The organism is Robertkochia sediminum (assembly GCF_016786255.1).
Classification (GTDB): domain Bacteria; phylum Bacteroidota; class Bacteroidia; order Flavobacteriales; family Flavobacteriaceae; genus Robertkochia; species Robertkochia sediminum.
Genome location: NZ_JADMKT010000003.1, coordinates 1 through 245, shown reverse-complemented (window position 1 = coordinate 245; position 245 = coordinate 1). Strand labels below are relative to the sequence as shown.

The window sequence follows — 245 nt, the reverse complement described above, 5'->3', positions numbered from 1 at the left end:
TGAAGGGCTTTCAAAGAAGGCGGCGACCTACTCTCCCACTTTCGTAGTACCATCGGCGCTGTCGGGCTTAACTGCTCTGTTCGGAATGGGAAGAGGTGAGCCCCGACGCAATAACCACCTTAAATCGTGGCTTTATGCGATAAGCTATAGGCTATAAGCAAGTGCTTAGAGCTTCAAGCTTTCGGCGTAAAGCGTTCAGCCAGCGGCTGAACTAATAAGATAACATATTGAGATAAAAATCGAGA

1 rRNA gene is annotated in these 245 nt (G+C 47.8%); it reads right to left on the bottom strand.

Going from position 1 to position 245, the window contains the following annotated elements:
* Positions 1–14: 14 nt before the first annotated feature.
* Positions 15–122, bottom strand: a 5S ribosomal RNA gene (gene rrf / locus IS446_RS00005).
* Positions 123–245 lie beyond the last annotated feature (123 nt).